4 protein-coding genes are annotated in these 6,684 nt (G+C 67.3%); all 4 read left to right on the plus strand.

The genetic code is table 11. The features are described 5' to 3' along the window. The first annotated feature begins 185 nt into the window (after window positions 1-185). The gene (gene uxaC / locus AC6EUH_RS05090) at window positions 186-1,592 is read left to right on the plus strand and encodes a glucuronate isomerase (RefSeq protein ID WP_499737969.1); all 1,407 of its coding nucleotides are present in this window, start codon (window positions 186-188) and stop codon (window positions 1,590-1,592) included. Further along, complete coding sequence (locus AC6EUH_RS05095; protein ID WP_499737970.1) at window positions 1,589-3,022, plus strand: mannitol dehydrogenase family protein; 1,434 nt, start codon at window positions 1,589-1,591, stop codon at window positions 3,020-3,022. The genes uxaC and AC6EUH_RS05095 overlap by 4 nt, the downstream gene beginning before the upstream one ends. Before the next feature lie 229 nt (window positions 3,023-3,251). Continuing rightward, entirely contained in the window at window positions 3,252-5,075 is a 1,824-nt protein-coding gene (gene uidA / locus AC6EUH_RS05100) for a beta-glucuronidase (protein WP_499737971.1), read from the plus strand. A gap of 55 nt (window positions 5,076-5,130) precedes the next feature. Then, window positions 5,131-6,570, plus strand: coding sequence for a glucuronide transporter (uidB, locus tag AC6EUH_RS05105; protein ID WP_056427731.1), 1,440 nt, complete (start codon window positions 5,131-5,133; stop codon window positions 6,568-6,570). Window positions 6,571-6,684 lie beyond the last annotated feature (114 nt).

The raw sequence follows: 6,684 nt of genomic DNA on the forward strand, positions 1-6,684 counted from the left end.
CGCCGAAATCCGCGGCCGATCCCGCTTTTGCTGCATCCTTGGACATCCGCTACCGGGATGCCGGTAGCGGATGTCCCGTTCCGGCGCGAATATCCGTCCGGAGCGCGAAAAACACATCGGCAAATGTTTTGGCAATTTTTGGCAACCGGTTGACAATCTAGTCCGTCAGGCCGGACCATTGATCTATGTCACAGTCGATAGCCGCCAATCCCGACCGGCTCCTGCCCGCTGATCCCGGAACGCGGAGCATTGCGCGCGAGCTCCTGGGCCGGGTCCAGGACCTCCCCATCATCTCCCCGCACGGGCACGTTGACGCCGCCGTCATCGAGCACAACACACCCTTCCCGGATCCGGCAGCGCTGCTGGTCAGCCCGGACCACTACGTCACCCGCCTGATCCACGCCAGCGGTGTCCCGCTGGACCGGCTGCGGGGCTCCACAACGGCGGAACCGGACTCCCGGACCGTCTGGCACGAGTTCTGCAAGGCCTGGCCGCTCTTCGAAGGCACGGCTTCCGGCTACTGGCTCCGCACCCAGTTCGACAGTGTCTTCGGCCTCCGGCAGGAGATCAGCGCCGCGACGGCCGACGCCAGCTACGATGCGATCTCGGCCCGTCTGCTCGAGCCCGGGTTCCGTCCCCGCCAGCTCTTCAAGGACTTCAACATCGAGGTCCTCGCCACCACGGACGACCCCCTGGATGACCTGGCCAGCCACAGGGCGATCGCCCAGGACCCCACGTTCCACGGACGCGTCCTGCCCACGTTCCGCCCGGACGCCTACCTGAATATCGCGCACCCCGACTGGTCCGCCAACGTGGACCGGCTCATCGCCGCAGCGGGCGACGGCGGCTCCGGCTATGCCGGCTACCTCACCGCACTGGAAAACCGGCGCCGCTACTTCGTGGATCACGGCGCAGTCTCGGCCGACCACGGCGTCCGCACTCCCGCGACGCTCAAACTCGACGCCGGCGACGCCGCGAAACTGTTCGACCGCGCCCGCTCGGGCGGGGCCACCGCGCAGGACCGCGACGACTTCGAGGCCCACATGATGTACCAGATGGCGCGGATGTCCGTGGAGGACGGACTGGTCATGACTATCCACCCGGGGTCTTTCCGCAACCACCACGGCCCAACGTTCGAGAACTTCGGCGCGGACACCGGCCACGACATCCCGTTCGCGGTCAACTACACCGAGGCGATCCGCCCGGTGCTGCAGGACTTCGGCACCGCGAAGGACTTCCACCTGGTGCTTTTCACCTTGGACGAGACCGTGTTCTCCCGCGAACTCGCTCCGCTGGCAGGGTTCTACCCATCCGTCTACCTCGGTGCGCCGTGGTGGTTCCTGGACGCGCCGGACGCCATGCTGCGCTTCCGCTCCGCCGTCACCGAGACCGCGGGGTTCTCGCGCTCGTCCGGCTTCATCGACGACACCCGCGCGTTCTGCTCCATCCCCGCACGGCACGACGCCTCCCGCCGGATCGAGGCCTCCTTCCTGGCCCGCCTCGTGGCGGAACACCGCGTCAGCGAGGACCGCGCCCACGAACTCATCGTCGACCTCGTCGACGGATCTCCCCGAAGGGTCTTCAAACTGTGAGCATCCAACTGCAAGCCGGCACGGTATCCGCCGTCGGGCTTCCCCGGCTCAACCGCGCACTGCGCCCGTCCGCCAAAGCACCCGTGCGGATCGTCCACTTGGGACTGGGGGCGTTCCACCGCTCGCACCAGGCCTGGTACACCCACCAGTCGGGCGATGCAGCGGGCTGGGGCATCGCCGCCTTCACCGGGCGCCGTCCGGACGCCGCGCTGGCCCTTGCAGAGCAGGACGGGCTGTACACCGTCGTGGAGCGGGGCGACGCCGGGGACTCGTTCGTGACCGTCAGCAGCATTGTGGAAGCCGTGGACGGCGCTGACCTGCAGCGGCTCGCGGCGCTGGTGGCCGCCCCCGCCACGGCCGTCATCACCCTCACCATCACGGAGGCCGCCTACCGCCTCCGCGCCGACGGCAGCCTGGACACGGCCGCGGCCGACGTCGCCGCCGACCTTGCGCTGCTGGCATCCGGCGACGGACACCCCACGACGCCGCTTGGCCGGCTGGTGCTGGCCCTCGCCGCCCGCCGGGCTGCCGGCACCGGACCGCTCGCCGTCGTCTGTTGTGACAACCTGTCCAACAACGGCACGGTGGCCCACACCGCCGTTATGGGCATGGCCGGGGAGTGGGATGCCGGCCTGGCGGCCTGGATCGAGGCGAACACCAGCTTCGTGAGCACCTCGGTGGACCGCATCACCCCGCGCACGACCGGAGCGGACCTCGATGCCGTCGAGGCTGCCTGCGGCTACCGCGACAACTCCCCGGTGGTGGCCGAACCGTTCCACAACTGGGTCCTCAGCGGGGATTTCCCGGCCGGGCGGCCGCGCTGGGAAGACGCCGGCGCCGTGTTCGTCGCGGACATCGAACCCTACGAAAACCGCAAACTCTGGCTCCTCAACGGCGCCCACTCCCTGCTCGCCTACGCCGGACAACTCCGCGGGCACAGCACCGTGGCCCAGGCGCTGACGGATCCGCTCTGCAGGGACGCCGTCGAGCGCTTCTGGGATGCGGCGGAAGCCAACCTGCCGGGTCCGGACCTGGACATCCCCGGCTATCGCGCCGCCCTGATCGAACGCTTCTCCAATGCCCGGATCGCCCACCACCTGGCGCAGATCGCCATGGACGGCAGCACCAAGCTCCGCATGCGCGCCGTGCCCGTGCTCCTGGCCGAACGCGGCCGCGGCCGCAGCGGAGCCGCCGCCGCGCTGATGATCGCCGCCTGGATGGACTTCTCCGCGGCTGCGGCAGAGCTCCACGACCCGCTGGCGGAGGACATCGCCGCAGCCAATACCCGCAGCGCAGCCGGGCGCACGCGCGCCATGCTCGAACTGCTGTCCCCGGATCTGGTGGACCCCGCGGCGGCCGGCGGCGGGCCGGTCGTGGAACTCATTGAAAGCCTCAGGGGGACGTTCTCCGGGCCGGCTGTCCCGGAGTAGTCCAGACCCCTGTGGGGGCACCGCTGCCCGGGCCCGGCGATGCCGGTACCCGGGCAGTGCTGTTTTTGACGCCGGCACCCCACTGTTCCAGAAATGTTTGGCAACCGCTTGCCAAATGATTGCCACGTGACTAGGATTACATCCAGACAAAGGCGCTCCGGGAGGACATCCCGGCCCGCCGGCCAGACCCGCAGGCGCACCCCCGCAACGACGCGTAAGGATTCCCCAGATGCTCAAGCCCCAGGCCAATGAAACCCGTGAGCTCATCAACCTTGACGGGCTGTACCGGTTCAAGGTGGACTTCGACCGGTCCGGCCACCGGGAAGAATGGTTCAAGGCGCCGCTCGCGTCGCCGCTGGAAATGGGTGTCCCCGCCAGCTACAACGACGTCTTCCCCGACAAAGCCATCCGCGACCACGTCGGCTACGTCTGGTACCAGCGCGAGGTGCGCGTCCCCCGCGGCTGGGCCGGAGACCGGATCCACCTCCGCCTCGACTCCGCCACCCACGAGGGGATGGTGTGGGTCGACGATGTCCTGGTCGCCCAGCACACCGGCGGCTACATGCCGTTCAGCGCCGACATCACCGACCACGTGACCCCCGGCCGGGCATTCCGCCTCACCATCTCCGTGAACAACGAACTCACCCAGGCAACCATCCCGCCGGGCAGCATCACCGTCACCGAGGACGGCCGCCGCCAGCAGAGCTACCTGCACGACTTCTACAACTACGCCGGACTGCACCGCAGCCTGTGGCTGTTCAGCACCCCCGCGGTGACCGTGGACGACATCACGGTGGTCACCGGCTTCGACGGCACCACCGGCAGCGTCGATTACACGGTCTCCACGGCCGGCGGGACCGGCAGCGAAACCGTGGCCGTCTCGCTCAAGGATGCCGACGGCGTCGAGCTGGCCCGCGCGGACGGTCCGCGGGGCACGCTGTCCGTAGCCGACGTCGTGCTCTGGAAGCCCGGCGCGGCCTACCTCTACAGCCTGACCGCCGAGATCCGTGCCGGCGGGCAGCTGCTGGACACCTACACGCTGCCCGTCGGCGTGCGGACGGTCGAAGTCAGCGGCAAGGAGTTCCTCATCAACGGGGAGCCGTTCTACTTCACCGGCTTCGGCATGCACGAGGACCACGTCACCGTCGGCAAGGGCCACAGCAACGCCCAGATGGTCAACGATTTCCAGCTCCTGGACTGGGTGGGCGCCAACTCGTTCCGGACTTCGCACTACCCCTACGCCGAAGAGGTCATGGAGTTCGCGGACCGCCACGGGATTGTTGTGATCGACGAAACCGCCGCCGTCGGACTGCACCTGGGCTTCGGCGCCGTCTTCGGCGGCATCGCCAAGAAGACCTATGAGGACGGCGGCGTGGACGAAAACACCGCCGCCAGCCACCGCCAGGCCATCACCGAGCTCGTGGCCCGGGACAAGAACCACCCCTCGGTGGTGATCTGGTCCATCGCCAACGAACCGAACGGTTCCGAGGAAGGCGCCCGCGAGTACTTCCAGCCGCTGGTGGAACTTACCCGCGAGCTGGACCCCACCCGGCCCGTGGGCTACGTCAACGTCATGTTCGACACCCCGGACAAGGAACTGCTGGGCGACCTCTTCGACGTCATTATGCTCAACCGCTATTACGGCTGGTACCTGAACAACGGGGACCTCGAAACGGCGGAGGCCGTGTTGGAAAAGGAACTCCGGGAATGGGAAGCCAAGTACGGCAAGCCCATGATCATGACGGAGTACGGGCCGGATACCATGCCCGGGTTCCACTCCATCTACGAACAGCCCTGGAGCGAGGAATACCAGGCCGCCTTCCTGGCGATGTACCACCGCGTCTTTGACCGCGTGGACGCCATGGTGGGCGAGCAGGTCTGGAACTTTGCCGACTTCCAGACGTCCAACGGCATCATGCGCGTGGACGGCAACAAGAAGGGCGTCTTCACCCGCGACCGCCGGCCCAAGCCGGCCGCGTTCGCCCTGCGCCAGCGCTGGACTGCTCTCGCCGGCGTCAAGAACGGTAGCACGAAGAGCATCTCCGCCTCCTAGCGTTTTCACCATTTTCGCCGGCCCCGAAGCCGGCCCCGGGTAAAGGAGCCCACACATGAAAAAGCTCAGCAAGTTAAGCATCGTCGGCTACGGCGCCGGCGACGCGGCCAACAACCTCGCGTTCACCACCGCCACCATGTTCCTGCTGGTGTACTACACGGACGTGGCCGGCATCTCCGCCGCCGCGGCCGGCACCCTGCTGCTCACGGTCAGGATCTTCGACGCCTTCGCCGACGTGTTCGCCGGCCGCGTGGTGGACCGGACGTTCAGCAAACGTTTTGGCAAGTTCCGCCCGTTCATCATGTTCGGGTCCATCCCACTGCTCCTGCTCAGCGTGGCAACGTTCTCCATCCCGGAGCTCGGTGAGTCCGGCACCCTCCTCTACGCCTACGTCACGTACGCCGCCCTCGGCCTGGCCTACAGCCTGGTCAACATCCCCTACGGATCGCTGGCCGGCGCCATGACGCAGGATCCGGGGGAGCGGGCAAAGCTGGGTTCCGCCCGCATGATCGGCGCGCTGCTGGTGGGGTCCGCCCTCGGCATCTTCGTGGCACCGCTCATCAAGCCCGGGGCCGACCTCCAGGCGACCTTCACCAACATCACTCTCGCGTTTGTGGTGATCGGCGCCGCCCTCTACTTCTTCACCGTGCTGACCGCCAAGGAACGGGTCCACCGCGCCGTCCCGAACGTCACGTTCAAACAGAGCATGGACACGCTCAAGGGCAACAAGCCGCTCCTGATGCTCTGCCTGAGCTCCTTCTTCTTCCTCTCGGGCTACCTCGCCCTGACGTCGGTCCAGCTCTTCTACCTGCGCGACGTCCTGGGCAGGCTGGACCTCTACCCGGTCCTGTCCATCACGCAACTAGTCCTCACCTTCGTGCTGGCCGGGTTCATGCCCAGGCTGGTCCGGAACTTCGGCAAGAAGCGCGTCTACATCTACTCGTCGCTGCTGACGGTCATCGGCGGCATCACGATCTTCCTGACCCCCGCCAGCCAGGTCTGGATCGGATTCACGGGCCTCGTCCTGAGCCTGGTCGGTGTCCTGGCCGTCAACATCGTCGTCTGGGCTCTGGAAGCAGACACCGTGGAATACGGCGAATGGAAGACCGGAGTCCGCACGGAGGGCATCACTTACGCCCTCTTCTCCTTCACCCGCAAAACTGGCCAGGCCGTGGGCGGGGCACTGGCCGCGTACGCGCTGGCCCTGGGCGGCTACAAGTCCGGCGCCGCGCAGACCGCGGAAGCCGTGTTCGGAATCCAGTTCGCCGCCGGCGCCATCCCGGCCGTGCTGACCCTCGTGGCCGTGGCCGTGATGACCAAATACAAGCTCACGGACGCCAGGCACGCGGAAATCCTCGCGGATATCCGTGCCCGCCGCGAGAGCGGCGCAAATGCCGCCGGCCACACCGAGGGCAGCGATGACAGCACCGAGGACACCTCAGACGACGCTGCCGGCGGACCTGCCGCCAAACCGCTGACGTCCACCACCAACTGACCCCCACCAGCTACGACTGAAAGAGCCATCCAGACCATGAAAATCATTGCTGCTGAAGTCTTTGTGACCAGTCCTTCGCGGAACTTCGTGACCCTGCGGATCACCACGGAGGAT

The organism is Arthrobacter sp. 001422645, assembly GCF_059816125.1.

Coding starts and splice junctions, on each gene's coding strand:
- uxaC (WP_499737969.1), top strand. CDS start 186: ATGTCACAGTCGATAGCCGCCAATCCCGACCGGCTCCTGCCCGCTGAT.
- uidA (WP_499737971.1), top strand. CDS start 3,252: ATGCTCAAGCCCCAGGCCAATGAAACCCGTGAGCTCATCAACCTTGAC.
- uidB (WP_056427731.1), top strand. CDS start 5,131: ATGAAAAAGCTCAGCAAGTTAAGCATCGTCGGCTACGGCGCCGGCGAC.